Here is a 23,706-nt window from a genome sequence, read left to right as displayed (position 1 = left end):
TCCGGGTGCGCCGGATGCGGCGCACCCGGGCGCGCCCGGCCAGGAGAAGGGCCGCCCCGGCCGCGACCAGGGGCGGCACCAGGTCGGCGGAGATCATCGTGGCGAGCCCCCGGCTGCAACCGGAACACCGGTTCGAGTCGTCCACGTCGGCAACACCAGCCACGACCGGTCCCACCTGCCACATGGCCTCACCCGCGCAGCGTACGAGTGCGAGGGGGCCACCGCGACCGGGGCGGGCGACAGGGAGGGGAACGCCGTGGACCACACACAGCCGAAGACCGACGAACCGGCGGCCGGTGACCCGGAGACGGGTGCACCGAAGGCCGGCGATCCGGCGGCCGGTGCACCGGCCGCCACCGCCCCCGCGGCCACTGACTCTGAACCCACCGCCCGCGCGGCCACCGCCCCTGACCCCACCGCCCCCGCGGACGACGAGGAGAACTCCCCGCAGGGGCCACCCGCACCGGCCGGCGAGGGGGAAAACGGTGTCGCGGAGGGAAGACCGCGGAAGAACCGCCGGCCGCGCCGCACCCGCGCCCGCGCCCGCCGAACCCTCCTCGCCGTCCTAGCGGTCCTGCTGCTGCCCCTCCTCACCGCCGAGGCGGCCCTGCGCGTCGCGTACGTCGGAGACCCCGCCGACGGCACGTACACCAGGAACCGCGACGCGATGTGGCTCGGCCACGCCTGGGTCGACGGCCGCAAGGACGACGCGGACGTCACCGCGCTCGCCCGGCGCCTGAGGACCACCGGCATCCGGGACCTGTACGTCCACACCGGCCCGATGGAACACGACGGCACTCTGCCGAGGTCGCGCTACCCGAAGGCCCGCCGGCTGACCGACGCCGTGCACCGGGAGCTTCCCGGAGTCCGCGTCCAGGCCTTCCTCGGCGACGTCCTCGCCACCGAGACCCCGGACGGCATGCGGCTGGAGCGGGCCGGTACCCGTGCCGCCGTCGTCCGCAGCGCCGGCCAGGTCCTGGACGCGGGCTACGACGGCGTCCACCTCGACGTGGAGCCCCTGCACTCCGGCGACCGGAACTACCTCTCCCTCCTGGACGACCTGCGCGAGACGACCCGCGCCCGCGAGGCGCAGCTGTCCGTCGCCGCGCACCAGATCGACCCGCTCCCCGCCTTCCACTCCTTCTGGGGCGCCCTCACCGGGCACCCGAAGTGGTGGTCGCAGGAGTTCTTCGGCCAGGTCGCCCGCCGCGTCGACCAGATCGCCGTCATGACGTACGACACCATGCAGCCCCTGCAGAGCACCTACGGCGGCTACGTCGCCCAGCAGACCTCGCTCGCCCTGGAGGCGACCCCGCCCACCACCCACCTCCTGATGGGCCTGCCCTTCTACCACGAGAACCGCTTCGGCCACTGGAACCACGCCGAGACGGTCGCCGCCGCCGTCCGCGGTGTCCGCCTGGGCCTGTCCCGCACGGACGCCGGCCGGGCCCGCTTCGGCGTCGCCGCCTACATCGACTTCGCGGCGACGGAGGAGGACTGGCGGGCGTACCGGGAGGGCTGGGTGCGCTGAGCCCGCCCGCGCACCGTCAGGAGCGGCGCCTGATCTTCGAGCCCAGCCACACCAGCGGGTCGTACGCGCGGTCCACGGCCCGTTCCTTCAGGGGGATCAGCGCGTTGTCCGTGATCCTGATGCCCTCGGGGCAGACCTCCGTGCAGCACTTGGTGATGTTGCAGTAGCCGAGGCCGTGTTCCTCCTGGGCCGTGCGTCCCCGGTCGAGGCCCGTGTCGTCGGCGGAGTCCAGCGGGTGCATGTCCAGTTCGGCGACGCGCATGAGGAAGCGCGGGCCCGCGAAGGCCGGCTTGTTCTCCTCGTGGTCGCGTACGACGTGGCAGGTGTCCTGGCACAGGAAGCACTCGATGCACTTGCGGAACTCCTGCGAGCGGTCCACGTCCTCCTGCATCATCCGGTACTCACCCGGCCCGAGGTCGGCGGGCGGCACGAACGCCGGGATCTCGCGGGCCTTGTCGTAGTTGAAACCGACGTCCGTCACCAGGTCGCGGACGACCGGGAAGGCGCGCAGGGGCGTGACGGTGATCGTCTCCTCTCGGGTGAAGACGGACATGCGGGTCATGCACAGCAGTCGCGGGCGCCCGTTGATCTCCGCCGAGCAGGAACCGCACTTGCCCGCCTTGCAGTTCCACCGCACGGCGAGGTCGGGGGCCTGGGTGGCCTGGAGGCGGTGGATGACGTCGAGGACCACCTCGCCCTCGTTCACCTCGACCCCGAAATCCTCCAGGCCGCCGCCCTCCACGTCGCCCCGCCACACCCTGAAGCGGGCCTCGTAGCCGCTCATTCGGACAGCTCCTCCTCGGTGAGGTACTTGACCAGCTCCTCCTTCTCGAAGAGGGCGAGCAGGTCGGGTCGGACGGGTTCGGTGGCCGTCCGCTCCAGGACGATCCGGCCGCGTTCCGCGTCCGTCGCCGCCGGGCCGCCCGTCGGGTCGGCCAGCGAACACAGCAGGTTGACCGGGCGCCAGCGGCGGTCCATCGACGGATGGTCCTCGCGGGTGTGCCCGCCGCGCGACTCGGTGCGCTCCAGCGCGGACCGTGCCACGCACTCGCCGACCAGCAGCATGTTGCGCAGGTCCAGGGCGAGGTGCCAGCCCGGGTTGAACTGCCGGTGCCCCTCCACGCCGGCCCGGCGGGCCCGTACCCGCAGCTCCGCGAGCTTCTCCAGGGCCCGCTCCATCTCCGGCCCGCGGCGGATGATGCCGACCAGGTCGTGCATCGTCTGCTGGAGTTCCTGATGGAGCGTGTACGGGTTCTCCGGCGGACCGTCGTCGGGCGAGCCCGTCCCGGCGGAGAACGGCCGCAGCGCCTCCGCGGCGGCCGCGTCCACCTGCGCGTCGTCCACCCGGGGCCGCGCCGCGTCGGCCCGCCCCGCCGCGTACCGGGCCGCGTGCCAGCCCGCCCGGCGCCCGAACACCAGCAGGTCGGACAGCGAGTTGCCGCCGAGCCGGTTGGAGCCGTGCATGCCGCCGGCCACCTCACCGGCCGCGAACAGCCCCGGTACCCCGCGCGCGGCGGCCGAGTCGGAGTCGACGGCGATGCCGCCCATGACGTAGTGGCAGGTCGGTCCGACCTCCATCGGCTCGGCCGTGATGTCGACGTCGGCCAGCTCCTTGAACTGGTGGTACATGGAGGGCAGCCGGCGCTGGATCACCTCGGCGGGCATGCGGGTCGAGACGTCGAGGAAGACGCCCCCGTGCGGGGAGCCCCGGCCCTCCTTCACCTCGGTGTTGATGGCGCGCGCCACCTCGTCGCGGGGGAGCAGTTCGGGGGGCCGCCGGTGGTGGTCCGGGTCGTCGTACCAGCGGTCGGCCTCCTCCTCCGTCACGGCGTACTTGTCCTTGAAGACGTCCGGGACGTAGTCGAACATGAACCGCCGGCCGTCCGCGTTCCTGAGCACCCCGCCGTCGCCGCGCACCGACTCCGTGACGAGGATGCCCTTGACCGACGGCGGCCAGACCATGCCCGTCGGGTGGAACTGCACGAACTCCATGTTCAGCAGGGGCGCCCCGGCCAGCAGCGCCAGGGCGTGGCCGTCCCCGGTGTACTCCCACGAGTTCGACGTCACCTTGAAGGACTTGCCGATGCCGCCCGTGGCGATCACCACCGAGGGCGCCTCCAGCACGAAGAAGCGGCCCGTCTCGCGCGCGTAGCCGAAGACGCCCGAGACCTGGCCGTCGGCCTTGAGCACGCGGGTGACCGTGCACTCCTGGAAGACCTTCAGACGGGCCTCGTAGTCGCCGCTCTCCGCGAAGTCCTCCTGCTGGAGCGAGACGATCTTCTGCTGGAGGGTGCGGATCAGCTCCAGGCCCGTACGGTCACCGACGTGGGCCAGGCGCGGGTACTCGTGGCCGCCGAAGTTGCGCTGCGAGATCCGGCCGTCCTTCGTACGGTCGAACAGCGCGCCCCAGGTCTCCAGCTCCCACACCCGCTGCGGCGCCTCCTGGGCGTGCAGTTCGGCCATCCGCCACTGGTTGAGGAACTTGCCGCCGCGCAGGGTGTCGCGGAAGTGGACCTGCCAGTCGTCCCCGGCGTTGGCGTTGCCCATCGCCGCCGCGATGCCGCCCTCGGCCATCACCGTGTGCGCCTTGCCGAACAGGGACTTGCAGATGACGGCCGTACGGGCGCCCCGCTCGCGGGCCTCGATCGCGGCGCGCAGCCCGGCGCCGCCCGCGCCCACCACGACGACGTCCCATTCCTGCCGGTCGACCACGGACATCAGAAGGCCTCACTCATCAGAAGAAGCGCGGATCGTCGAAGGCGCCGGACGCGACGAGGTACACGTAGAGGTCGGCGAGGGCCACGCTCACCAGCGACGCCCAGGCCAGCTGCATGTGGCGGGCGTTGAGCCGCCCGGCCCACCGCCACATCCGGTAGCGCACGGGGTGCCGGGAGAAGTGCTTGAGCTTGCCGCCGACGATGTGCCGGCAGGAGTGGCAGGAGAGGGTGTACGCCCAGATCAGCACGATGTTGGCCAGGAACACCAGGGTGCCCAGGCCCATGTGGCCCCAGTCGTGGTGCTCGTCGCGGAAGGCGAGCACGGTGTCGTAGGTGAGGATCAGCGCGACCAGGAGGGCGGCGTAGAAGAAGTACCGGTGGATGTTCTGCAGGACGAGCGGGAAGCGGGTCTCGCCGGTGTACTTCCTGTGCGGCTCGGCCACCGCGCAGGCCGGCGGGGAGGCCCAGAAGGCCCGGTAGTAGGCCTTGCGGTAGTAATAGCAGGTCAGGCGGAAACCGAGCGGGAAGACCAGGATGATGATCGCGGGGGAGAGGCCCCACCAACCGCCGAGGAGTTCCCAGTTGGGGCCGCCTTGCATCGGCCGGCAGTTCTCCGCCAGGCAGGGGGAGTAGAAGGGCGACACGTAGGGGGCCGCGTAGTAGTCCGCGCCCGCGAAGGCCCGCCAGGTCGAGTAGACGACGAAGGCCAGCAGGCCCGCGGCGGTGGCGGCCGGGGCCAGCCACCAGCGGTCGGTGCGCAGGTGCGGGGCGCGGATGGCGGCGCGCGTCGGGCTGTGGACGCCGCGGCCCCGGGATTGCGGTGCGGTGTCTGGGGGTTCCGTGCCAGTGGCCACGGGGCGACTCCGGTCGGTCGGGTCGGGTTCAGGGGGCGCGTCGGTCGCGGGCGCCGAGGCCCTCGTCGTCCGAGTCCGTCCACAGCGAGCCGTCGTACGGCGTGTCGGGGATCGGGACGAGGTCCGGACGTCCGGGCGTGTCCGGAGCGGCCGCCGCGCGCAGCAGCGCGACGCTCTCGCGCAGGTGGTCGGCGTCGGTGCGGACCCGGCGGACCTCCAGGCCGCCGCTGCCCATCTGCTGCTCCAGCCGGGCCACCGACCGGGACAGGTCGTCGAGACTGCGCTGCATCGATGTCAGGTCGTCGTGCACGGACATGACGTGACCTCACTTCCGCCCGCCAACGGCGCGGGCCGGCCCTGGATGGCGACGTTCATGCGCCTGAGAGTGTCGCGCGTCACACCTGCCGCTGGGAAGGGACGTGCCGCGATTGGCCGGGGCGTGTCGGTGCGTCGCGGGTGGCGTTGCGCCGCACGGGTGGGCTTGCGCGCCGTCGCCGTCGTGTCTCCCGGCGTCGGCGAACCGTTTCCTCTTCAGTGGCCGCATCCCCGTCCGGATACAAATGATCAACTCCAAATACCGCATATCGCGCCTGTCACGCAGACGCCGCCAGGGCGATCACCGCGCCCGCGGCCTTCCGGAGGTAGCAGAGATGTCTCACGTCGGCGTCGGACCGCGCGCGGTCATGCGCTCGGTCGCCTTCCTCACCGCGAGCGCGCTCGCGGTCCCCGCGCTGGCCGGCTGCAGCTCCGAGGACCCGTCGGGCAAACCGCTCGCCGAGCAGGACATCGCCTCCGCGGCCCGCGCCCGGATCGCCGACGGCGGCACCCTGCGCTGGGCGGTGGACTCCGTGCCGGACACCCTCAACACCTTCCAGTCGGACGCCGACACCACCACGACCCGCGTCGCGCAGGCCGTGCTGCCCTCGATGTACCGGATGGACGAGGCCGGCCGTGCGGTGCGCGACCCCGAGTACCTGGAGTCGGCGAAGGTCGTCGAGACCGAGCCCAAACAGGTCGTCGTGTACAAGCTCAACCAGCAGGCCGTGTGGAGCGACGGCCGGGAGATCGGCGCCGCCGACTTCGCCGCCCAGTGGCGTGCCCTGTCCGGCAAGGACAGCGCCTACTGGACCGCCCGCAACGCCGGCTACGACCGCATCGAGAAGATCGAGCGCGGCGCCGGCGACCTGGAGGTCAGGGTCACCTTCAGCCGGCCCTACGCCGACTGGAAGTCGCTGTTCACACCGCTGTACCCGAAGGACGTCATGGGCACCCCGGACACCTTCAACGACGGCGCGCGACGCAAGCTCAAGGTCACCGCCGGCCCCTTCGCCCTCAAGAAGGTCGACACCGAGGCCGACGAGGTCGTCCTCACCGGCAATCCGCGCTGGTGGGGGGAGCCGGCCAAGCTGGACGAGATCGTGCTGCGCGCCGTACCGCGCGACGAGCGGGTCGCCGAGCTGGTCGCCGGCAGGCTGGACCTGGCCGAGATCGACCCGGACACCGCCGGCCGGGTCGCCCTGGCCGCCGCCCCCGAGGGCGCCGGCACCGGCACCCCGCTCACGGGCCCCGACGGCACGCCGGCCGCGGACGCGTCGCCCCGCCCGGGGCCGCAGGGCAGGTCCGCCGCGGCCGCCCTGCGTTCCTGGGCGGTCGCCAACGGCTCCGACGAGGAGGCCGCCGAGGAGGAGGTCCTCGCCCGTGAGAAGCGGCGCGAGGCCGCGGCGAAGCGCGAACGCCGGCAGAAGGCCCTCAGCGGCTTCGAGGTCCGCAAGTCGCTGGAGCCTGCCTACACCCAGCTCGCCCTCAACGGCGCCGACGGCCCCCTCGCCGACGAACGCGTCCGCCGGGCCGTCGCCCGCGCCCTGGACCGCGACGCGCTCGCCAGGGCGGTGCTGAAGCCGCTGGGCCTGCCCACCGAGCCGGTGGGCAGCCACCTCGCCCTTTCCGGCCAGCCCGTCTACGCCGACGGCAGCGGCGCCCTCGGCGACCAGAACGCCAAGGAGGCCCGGGCCCTCCTCGCGGACGCCGGGTGGGTGCCCGGCGGGCCGGTGAAGGAGCCCGAGGAGGGCGAGAAGGCGGCCGGCGCCGAGAAGTCCGGGGACGACGAGGGCGGCGACAAGTCCGACGGCGGCGACGACGGGACGTACATCGTCGGCGAGGACGACAAGAACGCGGACGGCGGGGACGAGAAGGACGGGGACGAGAAGGACAAGAAGGAGAAGGGGGAGAAGGGGGAGAAGGGCAAGGCGGAGAAGGAGGGCGACGGCGCCGGCGGTAGCGGCCAGGAGAGCGGCGAGAAGCACAGCAGCGGCAAGAACACCGCGCAGGGCGGCGCCCCCGGCGCCTACGCCCCCAAGGGCACCGCCGCCCCGGCCGGCTCCGCGGTGGCACCGCTCGCCAAGGACGGCAAGGCGCTCACCCTGAGCTTCGTGCTCCCCTCCGGTCCCGGCGCCGAGCCGCTGCGCACCGTGGCCGACCGCATCACGGACATGCTGGAGGAGATCGGCATCGGCGTCGAGACCACCAAGGTCTCGGACGAGAGCTACTTCAAGGACCACATCGCCTCCGGCGAGTACGACCTGGCGCTCTACTCGTGGCCGGCCTCGGCCTACCCCGCAACCGACGCCCGCCCCGTCTACGCCAAGCCCGTCCCGGCCGCCGACGGCTCCCTGAACGTCGCGCAGAACTACACCCGGGTCGGCACCGACCAGGTCGACCAGCTCTTCGACCAGGCCATGGCGACGCTGGACGAGAAGGAGGCCCGCGACCTGCTGCGCAAGGCCGACTCGCGGATCTGGGCGGCGGCCGGTTCCATCCCCCTCTACCAGCGTCCCCAGCTCATGGCGGCCCGCAAGGACCTCGCCAACGCGGGCGCCTTCGGCTTCGAGACGCCCGTCCACGAGGACATGGGTTTCCTGAAGAAGGGGGCCCGGGGCGCCGAGGCCCCGGCGCGCCCCTCGTCGTGAGCTCGTGAGCGGCCGCCCCCGGCCCGTGCGTCCGCGACCCGGCAAGCCGCAGCCCCCGGGGCCCCGTACCATGGGGTGAGGCCGTGGCATGTACCGCCCGGCAGGCCCGCGTGACACGGACGTACGCAAGGGCCGTCCTCACATCTCCGGGAGTACGCCTCAATATGGCCACGCGCCACGACATCCGCAACGTCGCCATCGTCGCCCACGTCGACCACGGCAAGACCACCATCGTCGACGGAATGCTCAAGCAGGCCGGTGCCTTCGCCGCGCACCAGCTCGACTCCGTCGACGACCGCATGATGGACTCGAACGACCTGGAGCGTGAGAAGGGCATCACGATCCTGGCCAAGAACACGGCGGTCAAGTACCACCCGAAGGATGGCGGCGACGTCATCACCATCAACATCATCGACACCCCCGGCCACGCCGACTTCGGCGGTGAGGTCGAGCGCGGCCTGTCGATGGTCGACGGCGTCGTCCTGCTCGTGGACGCCTCCGAGGGCCCGCTGCCGCAGACCCGCTTCGTGCTGCGCAAGGCGCTCCAGCAGCGGCTGCCGATCATCCTGTGCATCAACAAGACGGACCGGCCGGACTCCCGGATCGACGAGGTCGTCAACGAGACCTACGACCTCTTCCTCGACCTGGACGCCGACGAGGAGCAGATCGAGTTCCCGATCGTCTACGCGTGCGGCCGGGACGGCGTCGCCTCCCTCACCAAGCCCGAGGACGGCACGGTGCCGGCGGACTCCACCAGCCTGGAGCCCTTCTTCTCCACCATCCTGGAGCACATCCCGGCCCCGACCTACGACGAGGACGCCCCGCTCCAGGCGCACGTGACCAACCTGGACGCCGACAACTTCCTCGGCCGTATCGCCCTGCTGCGCGTCCACCAGGGCGAGCTGAAGAAGGGCCAGACGGTCGCCTGGATGAAGCGCGACGGGACCGTCAGCAACGTGCGCATCTCCGAGCTGATGATGACCGAGGCGCTCACCCGCAAGCCCGCCGAGAAGGCCGGCCCTGGTGACATCTGCGCGGTCGCCGGCATCCCGGACATCATGATCGGCGAGACGCTGGCCAACCAGGAGAACCCGGTCCCGCTGCCGCTGATCACGGTGGACGAGCCCGCGATCTCCATGACCATCGGCACCAACACCTCCCCGCTGGTCGGCCGCGGCGCCACCGGCAAGGGCGCGGACAACAAGGCGGTCGTCAAGGACCGCAAGGTCACCGCCCGCCAGGTCAAGGACCGCCTCGACCGCGAGCTCATCGGCAACGTCTCGCTCCGGGTCCTGGACACCGAGCGCCCCGACGCCTGGGAGGTGCAGGGCCGCGGTGAGCTGGCGCTGGCCATCCTGGTCGAGCAGATGCGCCGCGAGGGCTTCGAGCTGACCATCGGCAAGCCGCAGGTCGTCACCCGCGAGATCGACGGCAAGGTCCACGAGCCGGTCGAGCGCATGACGATCGACGTGCCCGAGGAGCACATGGGCGCGGTCACGCAGCTCATGGGCGTGCGCAAGGGCCGGATGGACAACATGTCCAACCACGGTTCGGGCTGGGTCCGCATGGAGTTCGTGGTCCCGTCCCGCGGTCTGATCGGCTTCCGGACCGAGTTCCTGACCCAGACCCGCGGCACCGGTATCGCCCACTCCATCCACGAGGGCCACGAGCCCTGGTTCGGCACCCTCACGACCCGGAACAACGGCTCGCTGGTCGCCGACCGCTCCGGCGCCGTCACCGCCTTCGCGATGACGAACCTCCAGGAGCGCGGCGTGCTCTTCACCGAGCCCGGCACCGAGGTGTACGAAGGCATGATCGTCGGAGAGAACTCCCGCTCCGACGACATGGACGTCAACATCACCAAGGAGAAGAAGCTCACGAACATGCGGTCGTCCTCGGCCGACTCGTTCGAGGCGATCGTCCCGCCGCGCAAGCTCTCGCTGGAGCAGTCGCTGGAGTTCTGCCGCGACGACGAGTGCGTCGAGGTGACCCCGGAGGCCGTACGTATCCGCAAGGTGAACCTGGACGCCCGCGAGCGCGCCCGCGCCGCGAGCCGCGCCAAGCACGGCTGACCCGCCAGCCGCGACGGCGACACACAGCGGAGCCCGGGTGCCCCCATCATGGGGGCACCCGGGCTTTTTTCAACCGGTTTTCCGAGCGTCGGACGCCCCTCCGTGACCTCCCCAGCACCCCCTTGTGTCCGAAACGCGGAGATCGACGCCCGATAGGCATGTAACACGTCCGTTTCGCGGTCTTCTCGCCCCGAACGGTTTGTCCAGATTTTGGAAGATCTACCCCGCAGCTGTGACTGAATTGAGATTTAAAGACGGTGGTCGGTTCTTCTGCTCATGGCAGATAGTTAGCCGCGTAACGCTCGGGTCGATGGGTCAAGACACTGTGGGGACAGTGCCCGACTCACGAGCACCGGGGGGTGACTGAGCTTCCGTCAGGGGTGTCGGAAGCCAGACGCACGCCCCCTCCTGTCGGTGAACACGTGGAGTCATGAGGAGGAGTCCCATGCGAGGTGTCACGAACACCAGGTGGGTCACACGGTCCGTCGCCCGCATCTGTGCACCGTTGGACGGCGACCGACTCTGAGGAGCGGGCCGGCCGCTGAAGTCCGGGCATCCGGCTACGCGCGTCCGGCTGCGGGTTTCCGGTGTCTTCCGGGACGTCCCGACGCTTCTTCATGATCCGTTCCGCGATGGCGCACACCCTGCGCCCGTCGCCGGTTCGGCACACCCACACCTGTGAAATGGGCGAATTGTGACAAGTCCGATCGACATTGAGGACGGCGGAACGGCAGCCGTCGCCGCCGACGCTCCGGAGCCCGTCAAGACGGGGGAGGCGAAGAGCCACGAGGGCCGGTCACCCGGGCAGTTGAGGTGGCTCCGCTTCAAACGCGACCGCACCGGAGTCGTCTCCGCCTGTATCGTGATCCTCTACTTCGTCGTCTCCGCACTGGCGCCGCTCATCGCCAAGGTGTACGGGAAGAACCCCTACACGCTGTACGCCCGGGAGCCCGATTACCCCTTCCTCCTGGATGACTTCGCGATGCCCACGGGTTCCTTCGGCGGCATGTCGGGCGACTTCTGGTTCGGCGTCGAACCCAAGCTGGGCCGCGACGTGTTCACCATGCTGCTGTACGGCATGCGCACCTCCCTTTACATGGCCGTGCTCGTCACCACGCTCTGCGTCGTCACCGGCGTGCTCATCGGGATGGTCAGCGGCTTCTTCGGCGGCCGGGTCGACTACTGGCTGGGCCGGGTCATCGACTTCTTCCTGGCCTTCCCGCAGCAGCTGTTCTTCATCGCCTTCATGCCCGTCGTGACCGCGATGTTCGTCTCCCCGCAGGACGAGACCCCCACCTATCTCAGGGCCGTGGCCATCACCCTGGTGATGTGGTTCCTCGGCTGGATGGGTCTGGCCCGTCTGGTGCGCGGCTCAGTACTGACGCTGCGGGAGCGGGAGTTCGTGGAGGCCGCCAAGGTGTCCGGGGCCTCTCCTTGGCGCATCGTGCGCAAGGAGATCCTGCCGAACATCGTCACACCGATCCTGGTGCAGGCCACCTACATCCTCCCGAGCACGATCCTGTCCATCGCCTTCCTGTCGTACATCGGCGTGGGCTTCGTCGAACCGACCCCGGACTGGGGCCGCATGTTCGCCATCGGTGCCGACGTGTACGAGCAGGACCCGATGTTCATGTTCTTCCCAGGAGTGGCGCTGGTCGTCTTCGTCCTCTCCTTCAACCTTCTCGGCGACTCCGTCCGGGACGCATTCGACCCCAAGACCGGACGGTAACCGTCCATTGGTGGGTGGGGGAGCTGCCACCCCCGTGCCGGGCTTCCGGACCGTCAGGCAGCACTCGTGGACAACTCTCGACAGGCAGGTGGATCGGCACTATGAAGCCCATCAGAACCCGCACCACGCGCAGCACGCGCGCCATAGCCGTGGCCATCGTGGCCGGCGCGCTGGTGCTGACCGGCTGCTCCGGCGACAACGACGGGGGCGGCGGCAAGGGCAAGAGCGACGCCAAGAACCAGAAGGACGCCGCCGAGCAGCAGGACCCGGTGGCCTACGGCGACGCCGCGGCCTCCAACGGTCCGGCCGAGGAGGTCCCCGGAGCCAAGCCCGGCGGCTTCATCAACGTCTACATGCAGTCGGACCTGACCCACATGGACCCGGGCCAGATCTACGTCAGCGACGCCGGCCAGTTCGCCAACCTGATCCACCGCGGCCTGACCAACTTCCAGGAGGACGACGAGGGCAACCTGACCGTCGTCGGCGACATCGCCACCGACTCCGGCCAGTCCTCCGACGGCGGCAAGACCTGGACGTACAAGCTCAAGGACAACGTCAAGGACGACCAGGGCAACGCCATCACCTCGGCGGACGTCCGGCACAGCATCGAGCGCCTGTACTCGAAGGTGATCTTCGACGGCCCGACCTACATCCAGTCCTGGCTCTCCGGCAACGACTACCGCAAGGCGCTGCCGGACGGCCCGTACAAGGGCAAGCACCTGCCGGACTCGGTGCTGGAGACCCCGGACGACAAGACGGTCGTCTTCCACTTCTCCCAGCCGCGCCCGGACCTCCCGCAGGCCCTCGCCATGGCCGGCTACGCCATCGTGCCCGAGAAGCGGGACACGAAGGAGAAGTACGACGACGCCCCTGCGTCCCTCGGCCCCTACAAGATCGCCGAGTACAAGCCGGGCAAGTCCATGAAGCTGGTCAAGAACGACCAGTGGGACCCGAAGACGGACTCGGTGCGCCACCAGTACGTCGACGGCTACAACTTCACCAGCACCATCGACCAGGCCAGCCAGACCAAGCGGCTGATCGCCGACCAGGGCGAGGCCAAGAACGCCATCCAGTTCACCGACCCGGTCGACCCGGCCCAGATGTCGACGGTCGTCAGCGACCCGGCGACGAAGAAACGTACCATCGCGGGCTACCAGGTCTACGTCTGGCAGATGAGCTTCAACCTGGACCGTCTGAAGGACAAGAAGGTCCGCGACGCGATCACCTACGCGATCCCGAACCAGTCCATGGTCCAGGCGGACGGCGGCCGCTACGGCGGCGAGGTCGCCGGCGGCCTGCTCGCGCCGACCCTGCCGAACTTCGACCCGAAGTACGACCCGTTCGGCAAGCTGAAGAAGCCCAACGGCGACCCGGAGAAGGCCAAGGCGCTGCTCAAGGAGGCGGGTGTCAAGGAGGGCACGAAGCTCACCTACGCCTACTCCAACACCCCGCGCGGCCAGGCCCAGATGCTCATCGTCAAGGACGCCCTGGCGAAGATCGGCTTCGATGTCCAGGCCAAGGAGATCGACCGGGCCAGCTTCTACGAGCAGATCGGCAAGCTGAACAACCCGTACGACCTCTACATGACCGGCTGGGGCCAGGACTGGCCCAACGCGTCCACGGTCATCACCCCGGTCTACGACGGTGAACTGGTCGCCGACGGCGGGTCCAACTACTCGCACATCGACGACGCGCAGGTCAACGCACTGATCAAGAAGGCGCTGACGCAGCAGCCGGAGGAGGCGGCGAAGACCTGGGAGAAGGCCCACCACCGCATCGTGGAGGAGATCAACCCGGCGGCCCCGGTCTACTACTCCAAGCAGATCCAGCTCTACGGGTCGAACATCGGCGGTGCCCGGTACAGCAACGAGTCGAGCTACATCGACATCAACGACCTGTACCTGAAGCAGCCGTAGCCCGCCGGCCCGGCTGACCGCGGGGGTGCGCGCCAAGCGGAGCGCGACGGAGCGCACCCCCGCGGAGGTCCTCCTCACCTGCCGCCGCGTTTCCGAAGAGAGCATCCACCTGCCATGCTTCAGTTCCTCGTTCGCAGGTTGATCGGCGCATGCGTGATCATCTTCCTGATCGGCGCCTTCACCTTCTTCCTGTTCTATACGATCCCCCAGGACTTCGCCGAGCTGTCCTGCGGCAGAAACTGTACCCCGCAGAACATCGCGGTGATCCGCGAGAACCTCGGCCTCGACAAGCCCATCACCTCCCAGTTCTGGGAATTCATGGCGGGCATCGTGAGCGGCCGGGACTTCACCCAGGGGCACTGCTCCGCGCCGTGTCTGGGGGTGTCCTTCGACACCGGAGAGTTCGTCTGGGACTCGATCCTGGACCGGTTCCCGCTGACGCTCTCCCTGACCCTCGGCGGCCTGGTCATCTTCCTGTTCCTGGGTCTCGGCTCGGGTCTGCTGGCCGCCTGGAAGCGCGGCACCGTCGTGGACAAGGCCGTCAGCGGTGCCTCGATCGTCCTCAGCTCGTTCCAGATCTACTTCCTCGGCCCGATCGTCCTCGGCATCTTCGTGTACCAGTCGGGGATCATGGACAACCCGAAGTACGAGCCGTTCACGGAGAACCCGATCGCCTGGATGGTCGGCATGATCATCCCCTGGTGCGTGATGGCCACCATCTTCACCGCCCAGTACACCCGTATGGCGCGCTCGACCATGATCGAACAGCTCCAGGAGGAGCACGTCCGCACCGCCCGGGCCAAGGGCATGAAGCAGCGCTACGTCTTCTTCCGCTACGCCTGGCGCGGTTCGCTGATCCCGATCGTCACCATACTCGGCGTGGACCTCAGCGCGCTGCTGTCCGGGGCGGTGGTCACGGAGTTCACCTTCGACCTCGCCGGCATCGGCCGGCTCGCGGTCGACTCGTCGCTGACCAAGGACCTGCCGGTGACGATGGGCGTCATGCTGTTCGGGGCCTTCTTCATCCTGCTCCTGAACATCGTCGTGGACCTCGCCTACGCCTACATCGACCCGCGCGTGCGGCTCAGCTAGGAGAACTTCGTGAGTACTTCGACCAAGACCGAAGGCGCCGCGGCCCCGACCGGGCCGGAGTCCTTCTTCTCGGTCCGCGACCTCCGGGTGCGGTTCTCCACCGAGGACGGCATCGTCAAGGCGGTCGACGGCCTGTCCTTCGACGTCGAACGCGGCCGGACCCTCGGCATCGTGGGGGAGTCGGGCTCCGGCAAGTCCGTCACGAACCTCACCGTGCTCGGCCTGCACAACCCCAAGACGACCACGGTCGACGGCGAGATCGTCCTCGACGGCAAGGAACTGGTCACGGCGACCGAGAAGGAGCTGGAGAAGCTCCGCGGCAACAAGGTCGCCATGATCTTCCAGGACCCCCTGACCGCGCTGTCGCCCTACTACACGGTGGGCCGGCAGATCGCCGAGCCGTACATGAAGCACACCGGTGCCTCCAAGAAGGAGGCGCGGGCACGGGCGATCGAGATGCTGACCAAGGTCGGCATCCCGCAGCCCGAGTCCCGCGTGGACGACTACCCGCACCAGTTCTCCGGCGGTATGCGCCAGCGCGCGATGATCGCCATGGCCCTGGTCTGCGACCCCGACCTCCTGATCGCCGACGAGCCGACCACCGCCCTGGACGTCACCGTGCAGGCGCAGATCCTGGACCTGCTCAAGGACCTCCAGCAGGAGTTCGGCTCGGCCATCGTCTTCATCACCCATGACCTCGGCGTCATCTCCGACATGGCCGACGACCTGCTCGTGATGTACGCGGGACGAGCCGTGGAGCGCGGCAGCGCCGCCGAGGTGCTGCGCAGCCCGCGGCACCCCTACACCTGGGGCCTGCTCAGCTCGATGCCGCGCCTCGGCGGCAGCCTCGACCAGCCGCTCAGCCCGATCCCGGGCTCGCCGCCCAGCATGCTCAACCCGCCGTCCGGCTGCCCCTTCCACCCGCGCTGCGCGTTCACGGACGAGGTGGCCGGCGACCGGTGCGCCACCGAGCGTCCGCCGCTCGGCGAGGGACGCGCCGCAGCCTGCCATCTGACGGCGGAGCAGAAGCAGACCCTCTTCATCGACAAGATCCAGCCCCGGCTGCGTTAGGGAGACCGAGACATGAGCGACGACGTCACGCTTCCCGCGCAGCAGTACACCGCCACCGCCTCCGCCCCGTCCGAGGTGCTGCTGAAGGTCGCGGGCCTGACCAAGCACTTCCCGGTCTACGGCGGCTTCCCGATCAAACGCAAGGTCGGAGCAGTCCAGGCCGTGGACGACGTCGACCTGACCGTCGGCGCCGGCGAGAGCGTCGGCCTGGTGGGCGAGTCCGGCTGCGGCAAGTCCACCACCGGCCGGCTCATCACCCGGCTCATGGAACCGACCGGCGGGAGGATCGAGTACGCGGGCCGGGACATCACCCACGCCTCACGCAGGCAGCTCGCGCCCGTCCGGTCCGAGATCCAGATGATCTTCCAGGACCCGTACTCCTCGCTGAACCCCCGGCAGACCGTCGGCACGATCATCAAGTCGCCCATGGAGGTCAACGGGATCAACCCCAAGGGCGGCCGGGACACGAAGGTCCGCGAGCTGCTCGAACTGGTGGGTCTCAACCCCGAGCACTTCAACCGCTTCCCGCACGAGTTCTCCGGCGGCCAGCGCCAGCGCATCGGCGTCGCCCGCGCCCTGGCCCTCAACCCGAAGCTGATCGTGGCCGACGAGCCGGTCTCCGCGCTCGACGTGTCCATCCAGGCACAGGTCGTCAACCTGCTCCAGAAGGTGCAGCGGGAACTGGGCATCGCGTTCCTCTTCATCGCCCACGACCTCGCCGTCGTACGGCACTTCTCCCAGCGCGTCGCGGTGATGTACCTCGGTAAGGTGGTCGAGGTCGGCGACCGGGTCTCCATCTACAGCAGGCCCCGGCACCCCTACACCCACGCCCTGCTGTCGGCGGTCCCCGAGGTGTCGACGATCGACGAGCCGGAGGACCGCGAGCGCATCCGCCTCGCCGGCGACGTCCCCTCACCGATCATGCCGCCCTCCGGCTGCCGCTTCCGCACCCGCTGCTGGAAGGCGCAGGACAAGTGCGCCAGCGAGGTGCCGCCCCTGGTCCGCATCGACGGCAACCACGAGGACCACCTGACCGCCTGCCACTTCCCGGAGCAGCCGACGACCGCGGCCCGCGACGAGGACATCGTCCTGGACCCGGCGCTGACCGCACTGGAGGACACCGGGAAGGACTGAACCCGGCACCGCGGAGAAGACAGACCGAGGGCCCGCGCCTGGGGAGGCGCGGGCCCTCGGTTTCCCTGGAAGCGGACGAGTCCGGGCTCGGGTCAATGGGCCTTGGACGGTCCCTTCCGCGGGCGGTGCCGACAGAATAGGGGTGTTGTCAGGCGGCCGCCCCGGGGCTCTTGGTGAGACGGGGCGAGGCTACGTCATCCGTCTCGGGGTAGTGACAGGCAGTGAGGTGACTGGCCTTGTTGCCCTCCACCTGGACCAGCGGCGGAGCTTCGGACGCGCACTTCTCCGTCGCCTTCCAGCAGCGGGTGCGGAAGCGGCAACCCGAGGGCGGGTTGATCGGTGAGGGCACGTCGCCGACGAGCCGGATGCGCTCGCGGGGCGTGTCCTCCACCGTGGCCTCGGGCACGGCGGAGAGCAGGGCGCGCGTGTAGGGGTGACGCGGGTTGTCGTACAGGTCGTCGCGGTCGGCGATCTCCATGATCTTACCCAGGTACATGACCGCGACGCGCTGCGAGAAGTGCCGTACGACGGCCAGGTCGTGGGCGATGAAGACGAACGCGATGCCCAGTTCCCGCTGCACCTTCTGGAGCAGGTTGACGACCTGCGCCTGGATGGACACGTCGAGCGCGGAGACCGGCTCGTCGGCCACGATCAGCTTCGGCTCCAGGGCCAGGGCGCGGGCGACGCCGATGCGCTGGCGCTGGCCGCCGGAGAACTCGTGCGGGAAGCGGTTGAAGTGCTCGGGGTTGAGACCCACGATCTCCAGCAGCTCGCGCACGCGGTTCTCGCGGCCGCCGACCGGGTTGATGTTGTTGATCTCCATCGGACCCGCGATGATCTTGCCCACCGTCTGGCGCGGGTTGAGGGACGCGTACGGGTCCTGGAAGATCATCTGGATCTCGGACCTGATCGGCGCGAGCGCCCTGCGCCCCGCGTGCGTGATGTCCTGGCCCTGGTAGACGACCTTGCCGCCGGTGGGCTCCAGCAGGCGAGTGATCAGCCGGCCGGTGGTCGACTTGCCGCACCCAGACTCGCCGACCAGACCCAGGCTCTCGCCCGCGCCCACCGTGAAGTCGAGGCCGTCCACGGCCCGGACGGCACCGACCGTGCGGGAGATCGGGAAGCCGCCCTTGATCGGGAAGTGCTTGGTCAGGCCGCTGACGTCCAGGAGCGTTTCCGCGTTGCTCATGATGGTGAAGTCCTGTCTCTTGTACGTCAGTTGTGCCGCGAGGCGACGGAGTCGGCGAACAGCTCCTTGCGCTGCTCCTTGGGAAGGTGGCACGCGGACCCGCGGCCCTCGAGCACCGTGAGCACCGGCTGCTCCGAGGAGCACAGCCCGCCCTCGACCTTCTCGAGGAAAGCGCACCGCGGGTGGAACCGGCAGCCCGTGGGCGGGTTGAGCAGCGAGGGGGGCGAGCCCGGAATCGGCTCCAGCGGCACGTCGACCGGCCCGTCCAGGCTCGGCATCGAGCTCATCAGGCCCAGCGTGTAGGGGTGCTGCGGGTCGCGCAGCACCTCCTCCTTGGTCCCCCGCTCCACGCACCGGCCGCCGTACATCACCAGGACGTCGTCCGCGATGTCGGCGATGACACCGAGGTCGTGGGTGATGAAGACGATGGCCGTGCCGAACTCCTGCTGGAGGTCCTTGAGCAGGTCCATGATCTGCGCCTGGACCGTCACGTCCAGGGCCGTGGTCGGCTCGTCCGCGATGAGCAGCTCGGGGTCGCAGACCAGGGCCATGGCGATCATCGCGCGCTGGCGCATACCGCCGGAGAACTGGTGCGGGTAGTCGTCCACCCGCATCTCCGGCTGCGGGATGCCCACCCGGCGCAGCATCTCGATCGCCCGCGCCCGCGCCTCCTTCTTGGAGGCGCCGGTGTGCTTGCGGTACGTCTCGCCGATCTGCTTGCCGATGGTGTGGTATGGCGACAGCGAGGCCAGCGCGTCCTGGAAGATCATGGCCATCTTGTTGCCGCGCAGCCGCTCCAGCTCCCGCTCGGTGGCGGTGAGCAGGTTCTTGTCGTCGAGGACGATCTCGCCCTCGATCGAGGTGTGGTCCCGGTCGTGCAGGCCCAGGATCGTCAGGTTGGTGACCGACTTGCCCGAGCCCGACTCACCGACGATGCCGAGCGTCTTGCCCTTGGCGAGATCGAAGGAGAGCCCGTCGACGGCCTTGACGATGCCGTCCTCGGTGGAGAAGTGGACCTTCAAGTCCCTGACGGAGAGGAAGGGCTGCTGTTCGGTGCTCGTCACGGGGACGCTCCAGGAGGTGATGCGGGGGGTAGCCGGGTGGGGCGGTGGGAGAGGCGACTGTGGCGGGCGCAGGTCAGGCGAGCCGGATCCGCGGGTCGATGAGGGCGTAGACCGCGTCGACGACGATGTTGAAGATCACGATGGCGCCGGCCGCCAGCACGGTGACGCCGAGCAGCATGGGCAGGTCGCTCTTGAACACGGACTCGATCGCGAGCCGGCCGATGCCCTGGAGGCTGAAGGTCGTCTCGGTGATGATGGCGCCGCCGATCAGGACACCGAGGTCGACACCGAAGATGGTGACGATCGGGCCCATCGCACCGCGCCAGGCGAAGCGGAAGAAGACGTTGCGCTTCGACAGGCCCTTGGCCCGCGCGGTGCGCACGTAGTCCTCGCTCAGCTGCTCCACCATCTGGGAGCGCGTCATACGAGTGTAGTTGGCGGTGAAGATGATCGACAGCACCAGCCAGGGCAGCAGCAAGCCGGACACCCAGGCGGCCGGGTCGTCGGTCAGCGGCGTGTACGACGGCTGGCTGAGGATGCCGAGCTCACCGACCAGGAAGAACATGGCGATGTAGCCGACGAAGTAGATCTGCAGCGAGGAGCCGAGCAGCGACACGGAGCTGGCGAACTTGTCCAGGAACTTGCCCTGCTTCGAGGCCGCGAGCATGCCAGCGCCGATACCGATGATCAGGAAGAAGATGGCCGCACCGAAGGCGAGCGACAGGGTCAGCGGCAGCCGGTCCATGATCGTGCCGTAGACGGGCTGGTTGTTGGCGAACGAGTAGCCGAGGCACGGCGCCTCGCAGTTGCCGTAACCGGCGTAGTCGCGGCCCGCAAAGATGCCGGAGAGCCAGTGCCAGTACTGCATGACGATCGACTCGTCGATGCCCAGGTTCTTCCGGATCTGCTCAAGGTTTTCCGGCGTGCAGTTCTTGCCGCAGGACATCATGGCGGGGTCGCGCGGCACGGCGTAGAAGAGCCAGAAGGTGATGGCGCTGATGATCAGCAGGATGACCAACGCACCGAAGACTCGGCGGACTAGGAAGCGGAACATGGGGCGTGACTTTCCGGACGGGGCGCCGTCGCCGGGGTGAGAGGGGGGTGGGCCTCAGGGGGGCGGCCATAAGGGTGGTGGCCGCCCCCCTGTGCGTCTGCGCGCTTACTTCTTGACGTAGAGCTTGCAGAGGGCGATGCAGGTGTTGCCGTAGTCGAACACGACGTTGCCGATCTTCGATCCGTACATCCAGTTGCGGATCGAGTGGTAGTCGGGCACGACGGCCGCGAGCTCCATGATCTGGCGGTCGATGGCGCCCCAGGCCTTGTTGGCCTCCTCCGCGTCGGCGATCTTGGACGCGGCGTTGATCGCCTTGTTCACGCTGGGGTCGTCCAGCTGGGCGTAGTTGCTGCGGCCGTTGCCGATGTTCTCGCCGCTCCAGCACGGGTAGAACACCGAGTAGCCGTTCGGCCAGTCCGGGCTCCAGCCGGCCGCGAACAGGTCGTAGCCGTTGTCGATCTTGCCGATCTGGGTGTAGAAAGTCGACTTGTCGAGCTGCTTGTTGACGACCTTGAAGCCCGCGGCCTCCAGGGCGTTCTTGATCGCGACGGCCTGCTTCAGCGCGTTGTCCGAGGTCTGGTACGCGATGACCAGCTTCTGGCCGACCTTGCCGGCCTCCTTCAGCAGCGCCTTGGCCTTCTCCGGGTCGCCACCGGGCTTCTTGTCGACGCCGTACAGGTCGAACTCCTCGTGGCCGGGGGTCACCGGGCTCAGGATGGTGGTGGCGAGCTCGCTGGTGGAGGCGCCGCCGCGGATCGTCTGGAGCTGCTGGTGCGGCCAGGCCCAGTTGATGGCCTGGCGGACCTTGACGTCCTTGATGCGGGTGGTGTTGATCGGCCAGTAGTAGGTGACCGTGTCGACCGCGGTGAGGACGCGCTTCTTCAGGCTCGGGTCGGTGAGCACCTTGGCGATGCGCTCCGGCGCGACCTCGTTGAAGATCGCCATGGCCTGCTTGTCCTCGCCGGAGTCGGCGATGAAGCGGTCGGTGGCGGCCAGCGGCTGGTAGCCGAACCGGAACTGGTACTCGTCCGGGTAGGCGTTGCGGATCGCGTCCGTCTTCGGGTCCCAGTGCTCGTTGCGCACGTAGGTCAGGGACTTGCCGACGCTGCGCTCCTTGATCTTGTAGGGACCGCAGGAGAACGGACGGCTGTCGTACTTCTGCTTGGTGTCCTTCGCCTTGGGCACGAGGGAGTAACCGCGCATGGCCAGCGTGAAGTTGAAGTCGGCGCGGGGCTCGTTGAGGCGGAAGGTGATGGTCTTGCCGTCGACCTCGACGGAGTCCAGCTGCTTGCCGTCGTACGGGCCCTTGTACTTGTCACCGCCGACGAGGAACTGCTGCACGTAGCGCGGGCCCTCGGTGACGAAGTCCGCGAAGAGACGTTCGAAGGTGTGGCGGACGTCGTCCATGGAGACGTCGGAGCCGTCCTCCCACTTCACGCCGTCCTTGATGGTGAACGACCAGGTCTTGCCGCCGTCCTTCATCGTGCCGGCGTCGGTGGCCACGTCGCCGACCAGGGTGCAGCCGCCCTTGTCGTCGAGCTTGTAGCCGGTCAGACCGCGCATGATCGGAACGGTGATGGCGCCCTCGGTCGAGACGTAGATCTGCGCCGGGTCCATGTGGTCCATGTCGAACTGGTCGAGCGAGTGGATGATCCCGCCCTTCACCGCGCCCTTGACCTCGGGCGCCGGACCGGTCGAGTCGGCCTTCGTGCCGACCAGGATCTCGACAGTCTTGGAGCCGGTGACCTTCGGAGCGTCGCTCTTGCCGCCGCCCTTGTTGTCGCTGCCGCCACAGGCGGTCAGGACCGACGAGGAGGCCGCGACGACACCGGTCGCTATGAGGAAGTTTCTGCGGGAGAAAGCCATGGAGAACCTACCAAGGGTGGTCATACGGGACGGAGGTGGCCGGCCGGACTCCTGTGTACGGACCGGGGAAGGAACGGATCAGCGCTTGGTCTTCGGGTCGAGCGCGTCGCGCACCGAGTCGCCGAGCAGATTGAAGGCGAGGACGAAGATCACCATGGAGAGGCCCGGGAAGAGCATGAAGGTGAGGTCCTCGGTGTAGAACTGGGCGCCTCGTTGGATCATGACGCCCCAGTCCGGCGTCGGGTCGATCATGCCGACGCCGAGGAATGCCAGCCCCGCCTCGGCGGTGACGAACATCGGCAGCATCAGCGTGGTCTGGATGATGATCGGAGTCCAGAGGTTCGGCAGCAGCTCCTTGAAGACGATGCGCCAAGGAGACGCGCCCGTGACCTTCGCGGCCTCGACGAACTCCCGCTCGCGCAGGCCGAGTACCTGACCGCGCAGCAGACGGGCGAGGGAGGCCCAGCCGAAACCGGACAGCACGATGATGAGCGAGATGGCCCGCAGGGACGTCGGGATGTTCTCGTCCGGCGCGACGAACAGGCCGTAGATGACCGGCATGAACGCGATGAAGAACAGCGTGGAGGGGAACGACAGCAGGATGTCGATGATCCGTCCGACGAGGTAGTCCGTCTTGCCGCCGAGGTAGCCCGCCGTGGTGCCGATGACGACGCCGAGGACGGCCGTGACGATCGTGGCGGCCAGCGCGAGGCCCAGCGAGGTCCGGATGCCGTACAGCAGGAAGGTGAAAACGTCCCGGCCGAGCTGTGGCTCGATGCCGAACCAGAACTCCGAACTCATACCGCCGTTCGGGCCGGCCGGGTACGAGAAGGCGTCGAGCAGCTCGGGTCGCTGGCTGGCGTACGTGGTGTACGGGTCCTTGCCGTAGAGCTTGGCGATGAGGGGCGCCGCGAGCGCGATCACGAAGAAGAAGATCACGATGCACGCCGATATGACGCCCGTGCGGTCACGCTTGAAACGCTTCCAGGCCAGTCGGCCCGGCGAACGGCTCTCGCTGCCCTTGGGGGTGGCGGGCGTGGGCGACTTATCGACGGTTTCGTCGGTCACCTCGAGCGGGGCGGCCGCTGATGGAGTTGGGGGGGTCATGGTGCTCCTGGCCCAAGGGAGGGTCTGATGACTCCGCAGGGCGTCCCCCTACGGGCTACGCCGGACTTTTTCAACGCAATTCGTTCAAGGTCAATAAAATCTGGCTCGAGTTGACCCTGTCTTTAACTTCTTTACCTTCTCTTGGTCATACTGTAGTTACGCGTGTAGCGCGTCGTGATCGATCCGTGCCTTAAATCGGGCCAACTGAATCAATCGGACAAGGTGTTCGTTATGTGGACGCCAGGTCGTCGGAATGCGTACACCTGAGGGTCGCAAAGTAACGGCTTCGCATCGCTTTTTGGTGATCCATTGCGTGGTCGGCCGGACGAATCGCGGCGCTGTCC

17 protein-coding genes are annotated in these 23,706 nt (G+C 68.8%); 8 read left to right on the top strand and 9 right to left on the bottom strand.

Annotated elements, in window-relative coordinates; genetic code table 11:
- Window positions 1-256: 256 nt before the first annotated feature.
- The gene (locus ACVV2G_RS05250) at window positions 257-1,531 is read left to right on the top strand and encodes a glycoside hydrolase family 18 protein (RefSeq protein WP_453841392.1); all 1,275 of its coding nucleotides are present in this window, start codon (window positions 257-259) and stop codon (window positions 1,529-1,531) included.
- Window positions 1,532-1,547: 16 nt separating this feature from the next.
- Here the strand turns inward: ACVV2G_RS05250 and ACVV2G_RS05245 are convergent, their stop codons facing one another.
- Genes ACVV2G_RS05245 through ACVV2G_RS05230 form a run of 4 tightly spaced genes read right to left on the bottom strand, consistent with a single transcriptional unit; the run spans window position 1,548 to window position 5,418 of the window.
- The gene (locus ACVV2G_RS05245) at window positions 1,548-2,315 is read right to left on the bottom strand and encodes a succinate dehydrogenase/fumarate reductase iron-sulfur subunit (RefSeq protein ID WP_453841391.1); all 768 of its coding nucleotides are present in this window, start codon (window positions 2,313-2,315) and stop codon (window positions 1,548-1,550) included.
- The gene (locus ACVV2G_RS05240) at window positions 2,312-4,249 is read right to left on the bottom strand and encodes a fumarate reductase/succinate dehydrogenase flavoprotein subunit (RefSeq protein WP_453841390.1); all 1,938 of its coding nucleotides are present in this window, start codon (window positions 4,247-4,249) and stop codon (window positions 2,312-2,314) included. The genes ACVV2G_RS05245 and ACVV2G_RS05240 overlap by 4 nt, the downstream gene beginning before the upstream one ends.
- A 16-nt stretch (window positions 4,250-4,265) precedes the next feature.
- Window positions 4,266-5,102, bottom strand: a complete 837-nt coding sequence (locus tag ACVV2G_RS05235; RefSeq protein ID WP_453841389.1) for a hypothetical protein — start codon at window positions 5,100-5,102, stop codon at window positions 4,266-4,268.
- Between the two features lie 28 nt (window positions 5,103-5,130).
- Window positions 5,131-5,418, bottom strand: coding sequence for a hypothetical protein (locus ACVV2G_RS05230; RefSeq protein ID WP_453841388.1), 288 nt, complete (start codon window positions 5,416-5,418; stop codon window positions 5,131-5,133).
- A gap of 334 nt (window positions 5,419-5,752) precedes the next feature.
- On the opposite strand from ACVV2G_RS05230, the gene ACVV2G_RS05225 reads away from it, so the two are divergent.
- From ACVV2G_RS05225 to ACVV2G_RS05195, 7 genes are all read left to right on the top strand, one after another.
- Window positions 5,753-8,068, top strand: coding sequence for an ABC transporter family substrate-binding protein (locus ACVV2G_RS05225; protein WP_453841387.1), 2,316 nt, complete (start codon window positions 5,753-5,755; stop codon window positions 8,066-8,068).
- Between the two features lie 164 nt (window positions 8,069-8,232).
- Window positions 8,233-10,140 carry a translational GTPase TypA gene (typA, locus tag ACVV2G_RS05220; RefSeq protein WP_453841386.1) on the top strand — a complete coding sequence of 636 codons (1,908 nt, stop codon included), beginning with the start codon at window positions 8,233-8,235 and terminating at the stop codon, window positions 10,138-10,140.
- Between the two features lie 694 nt (window positions 10,141-10,834).
- Window positions 10,835-11,869, top strand: coding sequence for an ABC transporter permease (locus tag ACVV2G_RS05215; protein WP_453841385.1), 1,035 nt, complete (start codon window positions 10,835-10,837; stop codon window positions 11,867-11,869).
- A gap of 101 nt (window positions 11,870-11,970) precedes the next feature.
- Window positions 11,971-13,785, top strand: coding sequence for an ABC transporter substrate-binding protein (locus tag ACVV2G_RS05210; protein ID WP_453841384.1), 1,815 nt, complete (start codon window positions 11,971-11,973; stop codon window positions 13,783-13,785).
- A 114-nt stretch (window positions 13,786-13,899) separates the two neighbouring features.
- Window positions 13,900-14,877 carry an ABC transporter permease gene (locus ACVV2G_RS05205; RefSeq protein ID WP_453841383.1) on the top strand — a complete coding sequence of 326 codons (978 nt, stop codon included), beginning with the start codon at window positions 13,900-13,902 and terminating at the stop codon, window positions 14,875-14,877.
- 9 nt (window positions 14,878-14,886) lie between these two features.
- Entirely contained in the window at window positions 14,887-15,948 is a 1,062-nt protein-coding gene (locus ACVV2G_RS05200; protein ID WP_453841382.1) for an ABC transporter ATP-binding protein, read from the top strand.
- Between the two features lie 12 nt (window positions 15,949-15,960).
- Window positions 15,961-17,082 (top strand): ABC transporter ATP-binding protein, encoded by a 1,122-nt coding sequence (locus ACVV2G_RS05195; protein WP_453841381.1) that lies wholly within the window; start codon window positions 15,961-15,963, stop codon window positions 17,080-17,082.
- A gap of 148 nt (window positions 17,083-17,230) precedes the next feature.
- On the opposite strand, the gene ACVV2G_RS05190 is transcribed toward ACVV2G_RS05195, so the two are convergent.
- The 5 genes from ACVV2G_RS05190 to ACVV2G_RS05170 form a co-directional block, all read right to left on the bottom strand.
- A complete protein-coding gene (locus ACVV2G_RS05190; protein ID WP_453841380.1) occupies window positions 17,231-18,271 on the bottom strand; it encodes an ABC transporter ATP-binding protein in 1,041 nt (346 codons plus the stop codon).
- Window positions 18,272-18,297: 26 nt separating this feature from the next.
- On the bottom strand, window positions 18,298-19,335 hold the full coding sequence (locus ACVV2G_RS05185) for an ABC transporter ATP-binding protein (protein ID WP_453841379.1): 1,038 nt from the start codon (window positions 19,333-19,335) through the stop codon (window positions 18,298-18,300).
- Window positions 19,336-19,408: 73 nt separating this feature from the next.
- Window positions 19,409-20,389 (bottom strand): ABC transporter permease, encoded by a 981-nt coding sequence (locus ACVV2G_RS05180; protein ID WP_007444468.1) that lies wholly within the window; start codon window positions 20,387-20,389, stop codon window positions 19,409-19,411.
- 105 nt (window positions 20,390-20,494) lie between these two features.
- Complete coding sequence (locus ACVV2G_RS05175) at window positions 20,495-22,255, bottom strand: ABC transporter substrate-binding protein (RefSeq protein WP_453841378.1); 1,761 nt, start codon at window positions 22,253-22,255, stop codon at window positions 20,495-20,497.
- A 78-nt stretch (window positions 22,256-22,333) separates the two neighbouring features.
- Window positions 22,334-23,362 (bottom strand): ABC transporter permease, encoded by a 1,029-nt coding sequence (locus tag ACVV2G_RS05170; RefSeq protein WP_453841377.1) that lies wholly within the window; start codon window positions 23,360-23,362, stop codon window positions 22,334-22,336.
- Window positions 23,363-23,706 lie beyond the last annotated feature (344 nt).

It is taken from the genome of Streptomyces sp. JK94, assembly GCF_053613315.1.
Note: the sequence above shows the minus strand (reverse complement) of the source record. Positions and strands in the feature narration are given on the sequence as shown.